At 42.6% G+C, this 16733-nt stretch carries 15 protein-coding genes; 10 read left to right on the top strand and 5 right to left on the bottom strand.

The genetic code is table 11. From position 1 onward, the window contains the following. Positions 1 to 33: 33 nt before the first annotated feature. Together BLQ53_RS17625 and BLQ53_RS17620 are read right to left on the bottom strand one after the other, a co-directional pair. Positions 34 to 948, bottom strand: coding sequence for a class I SAM-dependent methyltransferase (locus BLQ53_RS17625; protein ID WP_093728625.1), 915 nt, complete (start codon positions 946 to 948; stop codon positions 34 to 36). 222 nt (positions 949 to 1170) lie between these two features. Next, the gene (locus BLQ53_RS17620) at positions 1171 to 1827 is read right to left on the bottom strand and encodes a hypothetical protein (protein WP_093728624.1); all 657 of its coding nucleotides are present in this window, start codon (positions 1825 to 1827) and stop codon (positions 1171 to 1173) included. 114 nt (positions 1828 to 1941) lie between these two features. Here BLQ53_RS17620 and BLQ53_RS17615 point away from each other — a divergent pair, with 114 nt between their 5' ends. From BLQ53_RS17615 to BLQ53_RS17595, 5 genes are all read left to right on the top strand, one after another. Beyond that, positions 1942 to 2478 carry a hypothetical protein gene (locus BLQ53_RS17615; RefSeq protein WP_093728623.1) on the top strand — a complete coding sequence of 179 codons (537 nt, stop codon included), beginning with the start codon at positions 1942 to 1944 and terminating at the stop codon, positions 2476 to 2478. A 100-nt stretch (positions 2479 to 2578) separates the two neighbouring features. Next, on the top strand, positions 2579 to 3463 hold the full coding sequence (pdxS, locus tag BLQ53_RS17610; protein ID WP_093728622.1) for a pyridoxal 5'-phosphate synthase lyase subunit PdxS: 885 nt from the start codon (positions 2579 to 2581) through the stop codon (positions 3461 to 3463). Positions 3464 to 3482: 19 nt separating this feature from the next. Beyond that, positions 3483 to 4067 (top strand): pyridoxal 5'-phosphate synthase glutaminase subunit PdxT, encoded by a 585-nt coding sequence (gene pdxT / locus BLQ53_RS17605; RefSeq protein WP_093728621.1) that lies wholly within the window; start codon positions 3483 to 3485, stop codon positions 4065 to 4067. Positions 4068 to 4204: 137 nt separating this feature from the next. Then, on the top strand, positions 4205 to 4408 hold the full coding sequence (locus BLQ53_RS17600) for a zinc ribbon domain-containing protein (RefSeq protein WP_093728620.1): 204 nt from the start codon (positions 4205 to 4207) through the stop codon (positions 4406 to 4408). Between the two features lie 225 nt (positions 4409 to 4633). Then, positions 4634 to 5929 (top strand): aldehyde dehydrogenase, encoded by a 1296-nt coding sequence (locus BLQ53_RS17595; protein WP_093728619.1) that lies wholly within the window; start codon positions 4634 to 4636, stop codon positions 5927 to 5929. Positions 5930 to 6040: 111 nt separating this feature from the next. Here BLQ53_RS17595 and pdxR read toward each other — a convergent pair whose 3' ends face one another. Both pdxR and BLQ53_RS17580 read right to left on the bottom strand, forming a co-directional pair. Continuing rightward, positions 6041 to 7501, bottom strand: a complete 1461-nt coding sequence (gene pdxR, locus BLQ53_RS17590) for a MocR-like pyridoxine biosynthesis transcription factor PdxR (protein ID WP_093728618.1) — start codon at positions 7499 to 7501, stop codon at positions 6041 to 6043. Between the two features lie 512 nt (positions 7502 to 8013). Continuing rightward, positions 8014 to 8316: an HPr family phosphocarrier protein gene (locus BLQ53_RS17580; protein WP_093728616.1), complete on the bottom strand. Its 303-nt coding sequence runs from the start codon at positions 8314 to 8316 to the stop codon at positions 8014 to 8016. A 164-nt stretch (positions 8317 to 8480) separates the two neighbouring features. On the opposite strand from BLQ53_RS17580, the gene BLQ53_RS17575 reads away from it, so the two are divergent. Then, positions 8481 to 9386: an AraC family transcriptional regulator gene (locus BLQ53_RS17575; RefSeq protein ID WP_093728615.1), complete on the top strand. Its 906-nt coding sequence runs from the start codon at positions 8481 to 8483 to the stop codon at positions 9384 to 9386. A 90-nt stretch (positions 9387 to 9476) separates the two neighbouring features. On the opposite strand, the gene BLQ53_RS17570 is transcribed toward BLQ53_RS17575, so the two are convergent. Further along, entirely contained in the window at positions 9477 to 10016 is a 540-nt protein-coding gene (locus BLQ53_RS17570) for a TetR/AcrR family transcriptional regulator (RefSeq protein WP_093728614.1), read from the bottom strand. A gap of 201 nt (positions 10017 to 10217) precedes the next feature. Between BLQ53_RS17570 and BLQ53_RS17565 the strand changes: the two genes are divergently transcribed. The 4 genes from BLQ53_RS17565 to fucO all read left to right on the top strand — a co-directional run bounded on the left by BLQ53_RS17565 (position 10218) and on the right by fucO (position 16600). After that, positions 10218 to 12398: an MMPL family transporter gene (locus BLQ53_RS17565; RefSeq protein WP_170829764.1), complete on the top strand. Its 2181-nt coding sequence runs from the start codon at positions 10218 to 10220 to the stop codon at positions 12396 to 12398. A gap of 120 nt (positions 12399 to 12518) precedes the next feature. Further along, positions 12519 to 13277, top strand: a complete 759-nt coding sequence (locus BLQ53_RS17560) for a GTP pyrophosphokinase (RefSeq protein ID WP_093728655.1) — start codon at positions 12519 to 12521, stop codon at positions 13275 to 13277. A gap of 480 nt (positions 13278 to 13757) precedes the next feature. After that, positions 13758 to 15218: an aldehyde dehydrogenase gene (gene aldA, locus BLQ53_RS17555; RefSeq protein ID WP_093728613.1), complete on the top strand. Its 1461-nt coding sequence runs from the start codon at positions 13758 to 13760 to the stop codon at positions 15216 to 15218. A gap of 209 nt (positions 15219 to 15427) precedes the next feature. Further along, positions 15428 to 16600: a lactaldehyde reductase gene (fucO, locus tag BLQ53_RS17550; protein ID WP_093728612.1), complete on the top strand. Its 1173-nt coding sequence runs from the start codon at positions 15428 to 15430 to the stop codon at positions 16598 to 16600. The last annotated feature ends 133 nt before the right edge of the window (positions 16601 to 16733 follow it).

The raw sequence follows: 16733 nt of genomic DNA, 5'->3' as shown, positions 1-16733 counted from the left end.
CGATGGATATGTTCCTCTGATTCTATAAGACTATTATTTTTTCACGGCATGGACATAATGAATTGTTTCAAAAGCAGTGAGATAATCCTTCCTATCTGCAAAATAAAATTCGTTGATTCTAGCAGGCGAGAGATGCTCATAAATCAGAAGATCCGCATCGCCTAGCATACTCTCCATCTCTTTATAGGAGTAGCAAGCTTTCATCGGCTCCCCGCTAGCTGCAGCCATCTTAACCATGTTCTGGACTCTGTTGGACAACCCCGTTTCTGTAAAAAGGTTTTCATCAGCATAATCCAAGACAATGGAACTTCCAGTTGGAACAATGGTAAATAACTGCTTTATTAAATAAGAGAGCTCCTCTTTCGTCAGATAATAAGATACACCTAGGAGACTAAAGAACGTCTTTTCGTACCCAAAACCTTCATCATAAAGATTTTGAACAGAAAATGCTTTGCTGAAATCCATAGGGACAAAGTGAAGATTATCTTGGATCTCAAGGCTGGCTTTTTTCAGTTTCGAACGTTTGAAAGCTTGTGTGGCAGGGTGATCAACCTCGAAGATAGCAAGGCTATTTCTTAATTCTGGATGGCGGAAATGAAAGGTATCCAAGCCAGCTCCTAATAGGACATATTGTGTTGCTCCTAAGGTAATTTCGTTAAGTAAAACACGCTCGCAATATGCAGCTCGAGCCAAAGGTGTGGGAGAGAGTTGAGTTTGGATGACCCATTGAAGAATACTTTCTTCATTGTGATCAAGCTTTGCTGAAATATCCTCATTGAAAAATTGAATGTTGCGTACCATGTTTGTGCTGATGTCTTGAAACTCTTGCGCTGTAAGCAATTGCTTTGCAATAAAGTCATCGAAGATTTTCGGATTATCATACTGGCTGTGATAAGCGCGGCTAAAAGCAGCTATTAAAGAAGTTAAACTTGACTGATCTTTTTTCAAACAGACGCACTCCCTTAAACGAAAATAGGATTCTCCTGGCCAGGAGAATCCTATTATATATGCTTTGTTTAATTGTGTAAATTATAGCATAAATAGATTTTTTTGTCAACTGAAATGTGTGTGCTGCTTACTCTTCGAAGCGGAACTGGCTTAAGTTATGAGAAGGAGAGCTTCCATTCGACACTTTTTTAATATGAAAAAGAGATTACTGAACGTTGTTTTTTATGTTGCCATATTTGTTACTAATCCCCGATCTGTGTGAATTAAAACGGGGGAGGAGATGGAGGTTTTGTGAGAGAAAATCCATCTTCTGTTTAAAGGACCGAGTAATATGAAAGCACCATCTTCATATTCCCCCATGAAGGTAATTGAGGAAAGGGAAATGTCCCTCTCATCTCGCACAGGGATTCCAATTTCCTTCATTTTGTCGGCATACTCTAAAATTCGATCTGTTGAGAGATTGATTTCACTAATTGATAGAACGTGACTTGGAGAAAAATCAGGATCAGAACTTGAAGATGATGTTTCCGTTCTTGCGATGTATTCGACGATATTTCCTGCCGGATCTTCAAAATAACAGGCATACGCTTGTGTTCTTGTGTTGAAATGTATTTCATCTTGGCCATCTTCTGTAAGAAGTGTAACGCGCGAGGCTAACCAAAGTTTTGCCTTTTGGAACATATTGGATGGTATATTGAATGCGAAATGATAGTAATGGGAATCATCCTCGCTTTTGTGTAAAACCAGCTGACTAGCTCCTAATTGGAATACGGCTGAATTTGCATTCTCATCAATACAAGTAAAGCTTAAAGTATCCTTGTAGAATTCAACGGTTTCTTTGAATGGGTTAATCTGCAACTCTATTTTTTCTATTTTCAATAGTATCCTCCTTATGGAAACAATGGTTATAATTCCAATATACAAGTCAGTGAAAATGATATCTATCTTTTTGCTATATAAGTAAGATAGGTAGTCTGAAGAAGGAAGGAACAAATGAAAATAAGGATTGAAAAACAACATTGGCTAACCAATGAATCAGAAGACATATGTTCACACGGAGAAATTCGTCTGGAAGTTGGTGATACGATAATTACCAAAGCAGGCGCAAATGAAGAGTGGGGTATCAGCGAGTCGGCACTGGCTTTACTGCGAACTTTGGACGCTGATTATAAGTGTAATCCAGAGCATAAGGAGGGATTGATTCTGCATGGATGCGGATCAATTTTGATGACAGGCTGCCCGATTTCTATTCATTGGTCAGTGCAGTACGATGGTGAGGAGGTTGAAATATCAGATTTTGTTAAGTTTACTAGCTCTAGTAATACAGAAGGAAAGATAGTATATCCGCATTTGAGTCTTACTTTACCTAAAAGTATTTATAAACAGGAGATTTTGCAATTTGCATTACAAGCAAAGGCATTCTTTGATCAATCTAAATCAAAGAAGTTTGAGGATGAATTCGATCAAGAGATGTACGCGCATTTTTGGAATGAATATAATCTGCTCTTAACGAGGCACGCAAGGGATTAACTTGTTATACTATCTTCTTGCGTGTTATACCGTAATCATATGTACAATATTCCTATCAAACTTTTCCGACAATGGGGAAAGAGAAACAGGAGGAGTCAATATGGCGAAAACAGGTACAGATTTAGTTAAACGAGGTATGGCGGAAATGCAGAAGGGCGGCGTCATCATGGATGTCGTGAATGCAGAGCAGGCGAAGATTGCGGAGGAAGCCGGGGCAGTAGCGGTAATGGCGCTTGAGCGTGTTCCTTCTGATATCCGTGCTGCGGGCGGTGTTGCGCGGATGGCGGATCCGACGATCGTGGAAGAAGTAGTGAATGCTGTTTCCATCCCGGTCATGGCGAAGGCTCGAATCGGACATATTGTCGAAGCACGGGTACTGGAATCCATGGGCGTCGATTATATCGATGAAAGTGAAGTACTGACGCCAGCAGATGAGCAGTATCACTTGAACAAGCGAGAATTCACAGTACCGTTCGTATGCGGAAGCCGTGATCTAGGCGAGGCTGCCCGCCGTATCGGGGAAGGTGCATCCATGCTTCGTACAAAAGGGGAGCCGGGAACAGGTAATATCGTCGAAGCGGTTCGGCATATGCGCATGGTTCAATCCCAAGTACGGAAGCTTCTTTCCATGGATTTGGATGAAGTGATGACATTTGCCAAGGAACTGGGTGCACCATATGAAGTATTGCTTCAAATTCGTGAAGCAGGCAAGCTTCCGGTCGTTAACTTTGCTGCTGGCGGTGTGGCGACACCTGCAGATGCGGCGCTGATGATGCAGCTTGGAGCGGATGGTGTATTTGTTGGTTCCGGTATCTTTAAATCTGATAACCCGGCGAAATTCGCCAAAGCCATCGTGGAAGCAACGACTCATTATCAAGATTACAAGCTCATTGCCGAGCTTTCCAAAGGACTTGGCACACCGATGAAGGGAATCGACATCGCAAGCCTTTCTCCAGAAAACAGAATGCAGGAGCGCGGCTGGTAAAAGAAAGGAGATTTGCTCGATGAAAATCGGTGTATTGGCACTCCAGGGTGCGGTGGCTGAGCACGCACGGTCAGTAGAGGCGGTCGGAGCGGAAGCTGTCTTGGTCAAACGCGTGGAACAGCTGGATGAACTGGATGGATTGATTTTGCCTGGCGGTGAGAGTACTGCTATGAGAAGACTGATTGACCGGTATGATTTCCTGGAGCCATTACGCGCTTTCGGTACATCTGGAAAACCTATATTCGGCACTTGTGCTGGAATGATTTTATTGGCAAAGGAAATCAACAATCAGCAAACGAACCATCTTGGTCTGATGGATGTGAAAGTGGAACGGAACGCGTTCGGGCGCCAGGTGGATAGCTTTGAGACTGATCTTCCCATCAAGGGAGTGGCGGATGATTTTCCAGCAGTTTTCATCCGGGCACCATATATACTCGAAGCTGGACCAGGAGTCGAAGTGCTGAGTGAAGATACAGGCCGCATCGTAGCAGCAAGGGATCGGCATTACTTGGCGACAGCCTTCCATCCGGAGCTTACGGATGATAGGAGATTGATCGCTTATTTTCATGATATGGTCGAGGAGGCTGCGAAAGCGAATGTTTGAAAGAAGGAAGCTGGGTTTTGGGGCCAGCTTCTTTTTCGTTTGTTAGATCGTCTAGACGACGTTTTTCCTTCGGTAACAAAGTGAAACCTGTATCAAGTTGTCTTCGTATGATAGAAAAAGATAAAGGGAGCGACGTTATGCAACAGAGTGGCTGTATAAAATGCGGAGGTACAGATGTTTCACAAAAAGAAGTAGCAATGACAGGGACTGGACTGTCGAAGTTATTCGATGTGCAGCACAATCAATTTCTGGTTATTTCGTGTACACAATGCGGTTATTCGGAATTATATAATAAGGAATCATCTCATGGCAGTAATTTGCTGGACTTATTCTTCGGTTGAAAAAGCTTATACTTATATCCTTATTCAAGACATACCTTTTAAGTGAGATGTAAAGGGTATGTTTTTTTGTAGTTTGGGAAGTCGCATCACTTGCAATCTTTTTTACGGTGTATTATAGTTCTCCACATTGAATGTTTGATACATCAACTAATAGGATGCAACCTAGTGGGTAACAACGAGAAATGGTTTACCCAACGGCATTCAATGGTGCAAAGGAGAGTTAACATGGAGAACTATCAAGGCCTTTTGAATATACAGCGTACTTTTTTTAGAAGCGGAGAAACCAAGGATGTACAATTCCGTATCAATACATTAAATAAATTGAAAGATTTAATTCATGCGCATGAACAAGCCATCTTGGATGCTGTGAAGCAAGACTTGAACAAATCAGAAATGGAGGCTAGACGAGCAGAGGTAGGACTTGTGTTGAGTGAGATCGATTTCACTTTGGAGAATTTGGCGTCGTGGGCGGAAACAAAGGAAGTACCAACAGCATCTTCCCATGAAGGGGCGAAAAGCTATATCAAGCCGGAACCCTATGGATCTGTGTTGGTGATCGCACCATGGAACTATCCATTCCAGCTGGCAGTTTCTCCATTGGTAGGAGCGATTGCTGGCGGAAATACAGCGGTATTAAAACCATCTGAATTGACACCGAAAACGTCAGCTATTCTTTCGCGCATCTTTAATGATCATTTCCCGGATGAATATCTGCATGTTGTAGAAGGGGAAGTGGAAACGAGCACGGCGCTGCTCAAAGAAGACTTCGACTACATCTTCTTCACTGGCAGCACTGGTGTCGGTAAAATCGTAGCAGAAGCAGCAGCCAAGCATTTGACGCCTGTCACATTGGAGCTTGGCGGTAAAAGTCCGACAATCGTCCATGCAGATGCGAATTTGGATGAAGCAGCTCAGCGAATCGCACGCGGAAAATTCGCAAACGCAGGTCAGACATGTGTCGCACCAGACTACCTGCTTGTTCATAGCAGTGTAAAAGAACCGCTGCTGGCCAAACTGAAAGATGTCATCACTGCAACATATGGAGATAATATTGTCCAAAATCCAAACTTCGGACATGTTGTAAGTGATAGGCATTTTGATCGTCTTGCTGGCTTCCTGAGTAATGGAAAGATAGTTGTAGGCGGGAAATCCGATCGTTCCCAGCTTATTATCGAGCCGACAATCCTTGATTCCATTTCTTGGGATGATCCAATCATGCAGGATGAAATCTTTGGACCGATTTTACCGGTTCTCGAATATGACGATCCATCCGATATCATAGATCGAATTGTAAAACGACCGAAGCCACTTGCATTATACTTGTTCTCTGAAGATGAGGCATTCCATGATGAAATCCTAAATAGCGTTTCATTCGGTGGCGGTGCTATCAACGATACCATCAGCCACATGACTTCCCACTACCTTCCGTTCGGCGGGGTTGGCGCAAGCGGCATGGGAGCGTATCATGGCAAAGCCAGTTTTGATACCTTTTCACATTATAAGAGCATTTTGAAGCGCTAAACTAACTAACCAAAAAGAAGGGTCAGTCCGAATTGGGCTGACCCTTCTTTTTGTGGAGCGGTTGGTTTGTATCCCGATAACTATCTTTTATTGTCACTCTAACTCGATTATTCAAAACGTAGGCGAAGAGGAGCTTGATGGCTTCAGCGCCTGCATAATATCACAAAGGATCTGGACGCCTTCTTCCAACAGTTTTTCATTGGCATAGGAGTAGCTTAATCGAAACGTGCTATGCTCATTCTCAATGGCAAAACAAGCAGAGCCTGTCAGGAAGGAGACATGACGTTTGTTTGCTTCCGTGAGTAAATCATTACTGTCAAGCCAAGCTGGCAGCTGAATCCAGATATTTAAGCCTCCCTTGGGGTTAAGCCATGTTACACCGGCGGGAGCCTGCTCTGCCAGGACTTTCAGTACACTATCACGGCGGCTCTTCAAGGCAGCACGGAGCCGCTTGGTATGCTGTTCCATTTTGGTGGAATCGACGAGTGGCAAAATCACCTTTTGAGGAAGCAGCGGGCTGCCGAGATCCATATTCGCTTTTGCTGCATATAGCCGTTTGAAGATGGAACCGGAAGCTGCTATCAGACCGATGCGGCAGCCTGGTGCAATCGTCTTGCTTAAACCTTTCAAGTAGATGACATGACCCGCTTTATCCATGCTTTTGATCGGAAGCGGCGGCTTGCGGTCAAAGTAGATATCGCTGAATGGATCATCTTCCATGATCAGGCAGTGATGACTTTCGGCGATATCAAGCAATATTTTTCGTCGCCGCAGCGGCATGATCGTACCCGTCGGATTATGGAAGGTGGGCGTTGTATAAATCAATTTTGGATTGTGTTTCTCGCATAAACTATGCAGCATATCGACTCGCATACCGTCTTGATCAACCGGGACGGTAAGAATGGTGGCACCACGACTGCGGAAGACATCGATAGCACCGGGATAGGTCGGAGCTTCCATGATCACAACATCACCCGGACCAACGAAAGTACGAGCAACAAGGTCGATACCTTGCTGGGAACCACTAGTGATCAGCAGGTTCTCTGGTGAAGTGGTGATTTTTGATTTTTGCAGATTTTGTGCCATCTTTTCGCGTAATGCCAGGTCGCCTTGAATACCGCCGTATTGCGACAGTATGCGTGGATTCTGCATGAATACTTGTGCAATCAGCTGATCCATATATTGATTCGGAAACAAAGCCGGATCGATCATAGATGAAGAGAAATGGTAATTCGCATCCGAATCTTGAAAACGAGCATATTGAGAACGATGCAAGTAATCAGGAATGCTGAGCTGCCAATCCAAATCAGATGCTGTATGAACGCTTTCCGGCTGCTGTTGGGTTTTAACATAAGTGCCTTTGCCCTTGCTCAATTCCAAAAAACCATCTTCTTCAAGCTGTTTGTAAGCTTTCATGACCGTGACGAGACTAACCTCGAGATCTTTGGACAGCTGCCGCACCGTGGGTAATTTCGTTCCGTCCATCAATAAACCGGATCGAATCTTATCTACGAATGACATATATATTTGCTTTGAAAGCGGAATTGCTTCGTTTTTATTTATGGTAATCATTTGTTTGCTCCTATGTGTTATAGCTTGTTATAGCGTGATGACAGTATAGCATGATTCTTGTATACGATGTGAGTAAGGAGCGGATGAACGAATGACAGAGAAACATTATCTTGCAACCAATAAGAGACTGGAGCAAAGAGAATACGGATAAATGAAAGCTTGCTTCAGACAACTACATGAAATGGAAGGTCATCCATATTGGCTTCTCTATAAAACCAGGAAAGTATCACAAACAAGCGTCGAAAGGATTTAATGCCTCCCATATCACCAATCCTTTTCTTAATGGATTGGAATAAATTATCGAATAGCAGCTTGGTTATGGGGATGAGATGGAGTTGTACACATGTTGAGATAGGGAAGAAGACACTAGCCTGTAATACGATGATTTTTCTGGATGCTGGCAGATACCAATTTAGAGGAATCTGCAAAGGAAATCCGACAGCAGAGCAAATCTGGCCCGAAAATTCGGATGGTATGATCGCTAATATATTGCGATACAGCATTGACCGAAATCATTCCTTATATTGCAAGTTCACCATGCCATTCCTTGTATCCAACATCCTAAAATGATCAGAGATTGCATCTATTGCTTGGATTTCATCGGTTCCATCAGCTCTAATCATAAAGGAACTATGTGTATAAATGCCAAGATTCATAATCTGCATGATACATTCAGGAGCATTCTTTAATTCAACAGATTTACCTTGGCACTGAATGTGTATGTTGGATGAGAATTTTCCTGCAACGTTGATTAAGCCTGCTGCGTAACGTGCAAATCCTGTTTCAATGGTTACATAAAAGTTTTTTTCAAGCATCTCTATTGGACTCCTATCCTAGCATTGATGAACTGTCTTTCTATTATGCAGTGAGATGGCAAAGGAGCGTTATCTTATTCTTATCGGATACATGCCTAATCCTGCCACACGGGAAGAAATGATTTATACTATTAATATAATGATGTGGAGAAGGGGGAGGTTTTATGATAAAAGCAACTTCTGATAAGCAATCGGCACTTGCCGAAGTGATCAAGCGATCGGCCCCGAAAGAGGGAATTTGTGAGACTAGCATCCCTTCCTTGTTTTTCATCCAGCATTCAACTGCTTACGGGCCTGTGCACAGCGTCTACAAACCTTCTGTTTGTATTATCGTGCAAGGAGAAAAAGAACTACTGTTAGGCGGCGAGCGCTTACTTTATGGTCCCAATCATTATTTGGTGGCTTCGGTGGATTTGCCCGTTTCCGGTCAGATTTTGAAAGCGTCTGATTCTGCCCCGTATTTGGCAATGAAAATGGAATTTACACCAGCAGAGATATTAGAGGTGATGGAGGAAGGTGCTTTGCAGTTCAGTACAGCAGAAGATCCAAAGCGTGGTATGTATGTGAGTGAAGTCGAACGTCCTATATTGGATGTTGCTGTACGGCTGACTAGCCTGCTTGTTTCACCGAAAGATATCCCCGTGCTTGCGCCCTTGATCAAAAAGGAGATTCTTTATCGTGTTTTGCAAGGAAAACATGGCAGTGCTTTGGGACAGATGGCTATCCAAGGGAGCAATACACAGCGTATCCGGGATGTGATTGATCATATCAGAAGGGAGTTTAATCAATCCTTCCGTATAGAGGATCTTGCCGATATTGCAGGGATGAGTGTGTCGTCACTCCACCGGCATTTTAGGGAAGTGACGGCAATGAGCCCAATTCAATTTCAAAAACAAATAAGACTGCAGGAGGCTCGTCAGCTTTTATTGTATGAAGATGCAGACATAATAGAAGCTGCCCTTCACGTAGGATATGAAAGTGCGTCACAATTCAGCAGGGAATATGCGAGGCTGTTTGGATATCCTCCCCGTAAAGATATCAATCGTTTAAAGAAGAATGGGGCAGGATGAATTGGTAATTTAGTAGCGGAGATTCTAAATAGAAAAACGAGAAAGGGTTCGATCCTTTCTCGTTTTTCTAATTTTTTATATATTGTCCGTTTATTTTATAGCTGCGCTCGGTAATACATCCGTAATCATCGCAGCTATGGATTCTGGTGGCTCATGCAAGTCATTCTTAAACCAGTATGTGATGATACTGAATATGCCGCCTGCTATGAATAACACCTCTGCTTGCGTCAGCTTTTTGCTGAAGACCGTATCAGCTTGTGAGAGCCGATCGATTGCGTAAATGAAATAATCAAGCACCATTCCATGTGTATTGGAATTTATTTGACGTTTTAATGACATGGGGCTTTCCGCTAGCCCTGCGATCATATCTGTAAGCATATCTTGTATGTTCTCTTGTGGATTTATGTTGGAAAGTTGTTCAATAGCACTCTTCACATATACTTCGACAGATGCTGACATTACATCATAAATCGTATGGTAGTACTTGTAGAATGTAACCCTGGCAACTCCTGCTTTTTTACAAATATCTGTGATTGTGATATCTTCCAGATCGTTTTCCTCCAGTAAATGATCCAATGCTTCCCTGATATATTGCTGCGAATACAAACTATCCTGTCTGGATTTTCTCAAAAGCTAACACTTCCCTTCAGATTGTTCGTTTTATGCTCAAATTATCACATTATCATTGAAAGAATTTAATACATTAGTATACTTACAAATGTAAGTACAAACGTAAGCTTTAAATATGCTGAAAGTGTATAAGAACGTTGCAACGATGTCAATGTTGCCGCGATTGTACTTTATAAATAAAGACAATTGGAGGAGATTAAAATCGCACAGCTTTTATATAAGTTGGGGAATTGGGCGGTAAACTATAAAAAGAGCGTTGTATTTGGCGCCTTGGCCATCCTTATCGTTTTGGCAGTAGTAACGGTGCAAATGGGAACGGCGTTCAATGAAGACCTGTCGATTCCGAATACGCCTGCTGAAGAAGCCAATGATCTGCTGAAAGATGCTTTCCCTGATTCTGAAGCAGGAGCACAAGTACAAGTTGTATTCAAGGCATCAGATGGGGACACACTCGACTCGGAGGAAACCAATAAAGTTATTACAGACATGCTGAACAGCATTCAAGAAGAGGATGCCGACGTTGTCTCCGTAGCAACGCCAACCCAGCTTCAAAACTTAAATGAAGATAAAACAGTCGGTTACGGTACCGTCACTTTCAAAGACGAAGCAGCAGAAGTATCACAAACTTCGATCGACAATGTAACAGAAAAGGCAGAAGAGGCTCGTGATGCGGGGATCCAGACGGAATTGACTGGTGACGTGGAATTCTCCGGCATGCATCTGGGTGCAGGTGAAATCGTCGGGATCATCGTGGCTTTCCTAGTGCTGGCAGTGACATTCACTAGTTTCCTGGCAGCGGGCATGCCGATTTTATCTGCATTGATCGGACTGGGAATAAGCTTGCTGACAATCGTGATAGGCTCCAACTACTTCGAGATGCAGAATGTCTCCTTGACTTTGGCGGCGATGCTTGGAATTGCAGTTGGAATCGATTATGCCTTGTTTATCATGACACGGTACAGACAGCAGCTTGCAGAGGGACATGCTGTGAAGGAATCTGTGGCTATCGCTGTCGGTACTTCCGGAAGTGCAGTCGTTTTCGCTGGTTTGACAGTTATCATTGGTTTGTTAGGTCTTGCTGTTACTGGCATTCCGTTCCTGACAGTGATGGGCGTAGCAGCTTCGATTAGTATTTTGCTGGCTGTAATTGTATCGATTACGGTGCTGCCAGCTATACTTGGTATGCTTGGAACCAAAATTTCTCCTACCGGCGGTAACCGTTTCCTGAAGAATATCACACGGACAAAAGAAGGACAGCCTAGTAAAAATGCTTGGGGCAAGTTCGTTACCAGAAGACCATGGATCGTTACATTCCTTGCAGTTGTGATCCTTTTGGTCATTGCTATTCCATTTACGCATATGAATCTAGGATTGCCGGATGATGGAACAGCAAAAGCAGAAGACACGACAGAGCGTAAGGCATATGATCTGCTTTCGGATGCTTACGGGGAAGGCTTCCATTCCACCCTGATTGTTGCAGCTAAGATCGATGCAGATAAAAGTGCCGAAGGAGTCCAGCAGGATTTGCAAACAATCAGTGAGAAAATCACTGACTTGGAAAACGTGCGGAGTGTCACACCGGCAATGCCGAATGAAGCTGGCGATGTGTTCATCATCAGTGTGACACCGGAGACTGGACCGAATGATCAGGAAACAAAAGATATCGTCCATGAAATCAGGGACATGTCCAATGAAAATGTGGATATGCTCGTCACAGGTACGGCTGCAGTTAATATTGATATTGCACAGAAATTGAATGACGCATTGCCTATTTTCGCATTATTGATAGTTGGATTGGCTTATGTGCTGCTCGTCCTTGTATTCAGGTCGATCCTTCTCCCGCTTAAAGCGGTACTGGGCTTCCTGCTTTCCCTCGGGGCAACATTAGGTTTCGTCACGTTCGTCATCCAGGATGGCAATATGATCAATCTGTTTGGATTCCCAGGTGAAAGTCCGATTCTAGCCTTCCTGCCGATCATCGCGATTGGTATCCTATTCGGTCTGGCAATGGACTATGAAGTATTCCTGGTCAGCCGGATGCGGGAAGTCTATTCCCAAACGAAAGATCCAAAAGAAGCGATACTTGCTGGTATGCGTGATAGCGGTAAAGTCGTGGTGGCAGCAGGATTGATCATGATGTCGGTATTCATCGGATTCATGGTGACGCCTGATGCGATGATCAAATCTATCGGAATGGCACTGACATTTGGTGTCCTATTCGATGCCTTCGTTGTTCGAATGACGATCGTTCCGGCTATCATGTCCTTGATAGGGAAAGCAGCATGGTATATGCCGAAATGGCTCGATAAGATCTTACCGAATATTGACGTAGAAGGGGAAGCACTCCTTCATGAGAAAGAAAAAGAAAGAAAAACAAGCTGAGTGTAAAGAAAGAGACGTTCTTTTAGAGGACGTTTCTTTTTTTGTAAAGAAAGAATTGGTAAACTGAGTAGATGAAAGAATTATAAATTATCATTGCAGATCAGAAGGGAAAATCAGATGATGCAACCATTGACACAAGAGAATCTGACGCAGCTTAAGCAAATGAGAACAGAACTGACAAGATTCACTGCCGTTTACAAGTTTGCCTTGGATGAAGTGAATACGAAAATCAATATCCTAAAAGACGAATTTTCTTATATTCATGATTATAACCCGATTGAACATTGCAGTTCGCGATTAAAATCTCCAGAAAGCATCCTGAAGAAGATTTATAAGAAGAATATTGAGTTTTCCTTAGATAATATAAAAGATAATATCAAAGATATCGCTGGTATCAGGATCATTTGTTCTTTCAAATCGGATATCTATGCATTAGGCGAAATGATCCAGAAACAAAAAGATATTGAGCTTATAGAACGGAAAGATTATATAAAGAACCCGAAACCAAACGGTTATCAGAGCCTGCATTTGATTGTGAAAGTACCGGTATTTTTGTCTGACAGGGAGGAGAAAGTATGTGTGGAAATTCAAATCAGGACAATAGCGATGGATTTCTGGGCCAGTCTGGAGCATAAGATTTACTACAAATACGATAAGGAAATACCAAACAGGCTGGCGAATGAATTAAAGGAAGCGGCCGATTCCGCCGCAGCACTGGATGAGAAGATGGAAATGATCCATAATGAAGTAAAAGAGCTGAAACGATCAAATGATCAATTGGATGAAGTATTTGACGTAAGCAGCATGGCTGCAACCCGAGACAAGCTGATGCAGGGAATCATTCAGCAATTGGTAAGCGATACAAAGAAATTGGAATAGAATTCACAGTTTAAAAGATAGAACCGTTCGTCTGGATGATGAACGGTTCTTGTTTGTTTGATTATTTCCTGGGATATACACCTGATTTGGTTGATCGCACCACTGGATGAGAAACACTTTCTCTTTTCTCAAGAGTTACATATATTTCGAAGCTTTGCGCATTCGTATAAATATTAACTTTCTGAAAAAATAAACAATTGGATTGACAATTGTATCAAATCAATGGTTAAATAGCATTATCTTACACATCAGGTCGTATGATGACTGGATGTCAAGTGAATAAGAAGAAAGGTGGTTGAGAAAGGTTAAAGATAGTTTATATGTGAGTTAATGATTTCATTGGACTACCAAAAGAAGAGTTATGGCTTGAAGAAAAATGATAACGCTTACATCGTTCTGGACGAACTCGCAGCATGTGAAAAGACAGGAAATTACTTAAACGTAATTTCCGACTACATGAAAGTAGAAAGGAGAAGGATTATGGAGGTTACTACTAAAAAGTATCAAATGTTCATAGACGGGGAATTTGTGGATTCTAGCTCCCAGGAGACAATAAACGTTGTCAATCCATCAACGGAGGAGATTATTTCAGAGATTCCCAGAGGAACGATAGCAGATGTACGACAAGCCATTGACTCTGCTAAGCGAGCACAGAAAGCATGGAAGAAGCTCCCTGCTGTAGAAAGAGGGAATTACTTACTGGAGATTTCCAAAGAGATTCGTAACAATGAAGCTATCTTGGCAAGAACGATTTCAGAGGAAATGGGTAAAACGCTGGCTCTGGCTAAAACTGAGGTAAACTTTACAGCGGATTATATTGATTATATGGCTGGCTGGGCCAGACGCTATGAAGGGGAAATCGTCCAAAGTGATCGTCCGAATGAACAGATTTTTTTTCACAAGGAACCTATTGGAGTAATTGCTGGTATTTTACCATGGAATTTTCCGTTTTTCCTGGTTGCTCGCAAAGCAGCGCCTGCTTTGGTCACAGGGAATACAATCGTCTTGAAGCCAAGTGATTTATCCCCTAATAATGCTTTGGAATTTGCAAAGATCATTGAAAAAGTTGGTTTGCCTAAAGGTGTGATAAACATCGTGACCGGCAGCGGACGGACGATTGGACAAGAATTGGCAAAAAATGAAGACATAGGTATGGTCAGTCTGACGGGGAGCTATAACGCTGGAGCTGCTGTTATGCGTGCTGCTGCCGATAATATTACAAAAGTATCCCTGGAATTGGGAGGAAAGGCTCCTGCCATTGTAATGGATGATGCTAATCTCGATTTGGCGGTACGTTCTGTCATCGATTCCCGCATCATTAATACAGGACAAGTATGTAACTGCACTGAACGTGTGTATGTACATGAAAGCATTGCCGAGGAGTTCATCACAAAAGTAACAAATGCAATGAAAGAAGTAAGGTATGGTGACCCATTAATTGATGGAGATATCGATATGGGACCACTTATAAGTAAAGATGCGCTGGAATCCGTAGATCAAATGGTACAAGAAGCAGTAGCTGACGGAGCCAAGCTATTGACAGGCGGAAAGCGTGCCGCAAGAGAAAAAGGGTACTTCTATGAACCAACTGTACTCGTCAATGTAAATAATAATATGGATATCATGCAGCAAGAAATCTTTGGCCCAGTTCTTCCTATTGCAACGTTTAAGGATTTGGACGATGCACTAAACTTGGCAAATGATTGTGAATTCGGTTTGACGTCCTCCATCTATACACAAAACCTTGATGTAACGATGCGTGCAAGCAAGGAATTGGAATTCGGGGAGACATATGTCAATCGTGAAAACTTTGAAGCAATACAAGGTTTCCATGCTGGATGGAAAAAATCAGGTATCGGTGGAGCAGATGGAAAACATGGGCTGGATGAGTACTTGCAAACGCATGTAGTCTATCTTCAATATAATCAAGAAAAGAAATAGTATTTTTAGTAACAGAACATCTTCATCTTCGGTAAGAATTCACAGTCTCCCAAATCATATTCCCCATTGGAAAAATCACATATAGCGATAGTACTTTCGGGATGCCCATATGGCGGAGGAAGTATGAGAGGCCAATATACACAAACAGTATGAAGCAACTACAAGGGATTGATCAGTTTCTTAAAAAATGAAAATGGAGGTCATAGAAAATGGCTTATCGTTTTATCTTGAATGAGACTAGTTATCATGGTGCTGGTGCTATCAATGAAATCGTCGGTGAAGTTAAGAATCGTAGATTTCAAAAAGCATTGATTGTTACTGACGCTGATTTAGTTAAATTTGGTGTTGTGAAAAAGGTAACTGATTTACTAGATGATGCTACCCTGCCTTACGAAATCTTTGACCAAGTGAAAGCTAATCCAAGTGTTGCTATCGTGAAAGCTGGTGTGGAAGCCTTCAAGAAGGCTGGTGCTGACTATATTATCGCTATAGGCGGAGGTTCCCCACAAGATACTGGTAAAGGTATCGGGATTATCATCAATAACCCAGAATTTGCTGATGTTGTTTCCTTGGAAGGTACGGCCCCAACTAAAAACAAAGCTGTTCCGATGATTGCTGTTGCGACAACGGCGGGGACAGCCGCTGAAACTACGATCAATTATGTAATTACGGATGAAGAGAAACGCCGTAAGTTCGTTTGTGTCGACCCGCATGATATCCCAGTCGTTGCAATAGTTGACCCTAATATGATGTCCTCCATGCCGCATGGATTGTCTGCTGCCACTGGGATGGATGCACTGACGCATGCTATCGAAGGGTATACTACACAAGCTGCTTGGGAGCTTGCTGATACGTTAAACTTAAAGGCCATTGAATTGATTTCCCGTTCACTTCGGGATGCTGTCAATAATGATCCCAAAGGACGCGAAGATATGGCTCTCGGTCAATACATGACAGGTATGGCTTTCTCTAATGTCGGTCTTGGTGTAGTTCACGGTATGGCCCATCCATTAGGTGCATTCTATAATACACCTCACGGTATAGCCAATGCCGTATTACTTCCATATGTAATGGAGTTCAACAAAGATCATACTGGTGAAAAGTTCAAGGAAATCGCGCGTGCTATGGGGATTGAAGGGGTTGACGATATGACGCAAGACGAATATCGTACGGCTGCAATCGAAGCTGTTCGTCAATTATCCATTGATCTAAACATCCCTCAATCATTGGACGAAATTGGTGTCAAAGAAGAAGATCTAGATGCTTTAGCAGACGCTGCAATGGCAGATGTGTGTACAGGAGGTAACCCACGTCCATGTACAAAAGAGTTAATTCTTGAGGTATATAAAACTGCCTTTTCCATACCTATACAAAAGAATTGATTCGGGATAATAATCTCAAGATGGTAAAAAAGCTGGGAATTTAGACTGACATAGCGATGTGAGACACAAATAAAACACCCTTATTAGGCTGCCATGCCACCAAACTCTTTTGGTGTGTGGTAGCCTAATTTTT

The organism is Terribacillus halophilus, from assembly GCF_900101385.1.
GTDB classification, from domain to species: domain Bacteria; phylum Bacillota; class Bacilli; order Bacillales; family Amphibacillaceae; genus Terribacillus; species Terribacillus halophilus.
The sequence above is the reverse complement of the archived record's forward strand: the minus strand, read 5'-3'. Positions and strand labels throughout refer to the sequence as shown.

Excerpts from the sequence above, each read along its gene's own strand:
- BLQ53_RS17615 (WP_093728623.1), top strand. The coding sequence starts at position 1,942 with ATGAAAATAAGGATTGAAAAACAACATTGGCTAACCAATGAATCAGAA.
- pdxS (WP_093728622.1), top strand. The coding sequence starts at position 2,579 with ATGGCGAAAACAGGTACAGATTTAGTTAAACGAGGTATGGCGGAAATG.
- pdxT (WP_093728621.1), top strand. The coding sequence starts at position 3,483 with ATGAAAATCGGTGTATTGGCACTCCAGGGTGCGGTGGCTGAGCACGCA.
- BLQ53_RS17600 (WP_093728620.1), top strand. The coding sequence starts at position 4,205 with ATGCAACAGAGTGGCTGTATAAAATGCGGAGGTACAGATGTTTCACAA.
- BLQ53_RS17595 (WP_093728619.1), top strand. The coding sequence starts at position 4,634 with ATGGAGAACTATCAAGGCCTTTTGAATATACAGCGTACTTTTTTTAGA.
- pdxR (WP_093728618.1), bottom strand. The coding sequence starts at position 7,501 with ATGATTACCATAAATAAAAACGAAGCAATTCCGCTTTCAAAGCAAATA.
- BLQ53_RS17580 (WP_093728616.1), bottom strand. The coding sequence starts at position 8,316 with ATGCTTGAAAAAAACTTTTATGTAACCATTGAAACAGGATTTGCACGT.
- BLQ53_RS17575 (WP_093728615.1), top strand. The coding sequence starts at position 8,481 with ATGATAAAAGCAACTTCTGATAAGCAATCGGCACTTGCCGAAGTGATC.
- BLQ53_RS17560 (WP_093728655.1), top strand. The coding sequence starts at position 12,519 with ATGCAACCATTGACACAAGAGAATCTGACGCAGCTTAAGCAAATGAGA.
- aldA (WP_093728613.1), top strand. The coding sequence starts at position 13,758 with ATGGAGGTTACTACTAAAAAGTATCAAATGTTCATAGACGGGGAATTT.
- fucO (WP_093728612.1), top strand. The coding sequence starts at position 15,428 with ATGGCTTATCGTTTTATCTTGAATGAGACTAGTTATCATGGTGCTGGT.